This is a genomic window from Exiguobacterium sp. UBA1053, from assembly GCF_002316465.1.
Classification (GTDB): Bacteria; Bacillota; Bacilli; order Exiguobacteriales; family Exiguobacteriaceae; genus Exiguobacterium_A; species Exiguobacterium_A abrahamii.
In genome coordinates this window covers 1-1,483 of record NZ_DCDO01000010.1, presented here as the reverse complement: position 1 = coordinate 1,483, position 1,483 = coordinate 1, and the positions used below count along the sequence as shown (strand labels likewise).

The window sequence follows — 1,483 nt, the reverse complement described above, 5'->3', positions numbered from 1 at the left end:
ATTATTTAAAAATTATTTTAAACATTTGATTATCCGCCATTTTACACCTTTCCTTTCTGGTAATCCCCTAGTTTCTATGGTTTCATTTCCCAAACGGTTTGCTTTTTCGCACAAATGTTTGTTACGGTAGTCACCTGCGTGATTAGGTTTTGTTATCGGACAAACGGGGAATAATTATTGTCGTTGTTATCATTCGATTCAGAACAACCATGTAAAATTCGAAAGAAGGTGTGGAACACGATGGAAAATAATCGAAAAAGTAAGATCACAAAAGTCTTTATGGTATCTGTCATTTTCTGTGTGCTCTTTACCATATGGGGAATCTTACCGGAATCCCTAATCGGTGCAGCTAGTCTCGGAAATGTCACAGCTAAAGCACAATCCTTTATTTCTAACGGATTTGGCTGGCTTTATCTTCTCGGCATGAGTGCTTTTTTAATCATTGCTATCTTTTTAATCTTTTCCCGCTTCGGTTCAATCCGACTCGGTAAGGATTCGGACCGTCCTGAATATGGTCTCATTTCTTGGTTTGCTATGCTCTTCAGTGCTGGTATGGGAATCGGTCTTGTCTTCTGGGGTGTCTCAGAGCCATTGACGCACTTCCATACACCGCCAGTCGCAACAGATGATCCAACGGAAGCAGCACGCCTCGCGATGCGCTATTCATTCTTCCACTGGGGATTACATCCTTGGGCATTATACGCGATCGTCGCGCTTGCTATCGCTTACTCGACATTCCGAAAAGGACGTCCAGCCACGATTGGTGACACTGTCGCTTCATTGATGAAGCCTCGGTATGCTTCTGCCGGTAAAGGTACCGTCGAAGTACTCGCCATCGTAGCAACGGCATTTGGTGTCGCGACGTCGCTCGGTCTCGGTGCACAACAAATCTCAGGTGGATTGAACTTCCTAACGAGTAGTATTCCTAACTCCTTCCTGACACAAATGATCATCATTGTCGTTGTGTCTGTCCTTTACATGATGAGTGCGGCATCAGGACTCGATAAAGGAATCGTTCGTCTCAGTAACGCCAACATCGTCCTCGCCGTTCTGTTGNNGATGATTGGCGTCCTGTTCCTCGGACCGTTCAGTTTCATCATGGACCTCTTCGTGCAAACGACGGGTGCTTATTTGCAAAACTTACCGGTCATGAGTTTCCGTGCATCTGCCTTCAACCCAGATGAACGTGAGTGGATCAACGGTTGGACGATCTTCTACTGGGCATGGTGGATTTCATGGTCACCATTCGTCGGAACATTCATCGCTCGTGTCTCGAAAGGACGGACGATTCGTGAGTTCGTCATCGGCATCATGCTCGTTCCAACGATTTTTGGTCTCCTTTGGTTCTCAGTCTTCGGTGGTTCAGCGATTTGGAACGAACTGTTCCAAAACGTCGACCTAATCTCGACTGTCAACGATAAAGGGGTTGAAACTGGAATGTTTGCATTGTTCGAGACATTCGGTGGCTTAGGAACGTTCCTCA

1 protein-coding gene is annotated in these 1,483 nt (G+C 45.8%); it reads left to right on the top strand.

What is annotated here, in order from left to right; genetic code table 11:
* Positions 1–240: 240 nt before the first annotated feature.
* On the top strand, positions 241–1,483 hold a 1,243-nt coding region (locus tag B3G15_RS06800; protein WP_290719344.1), incomplete at its 3' end, for a BCCT family transporter.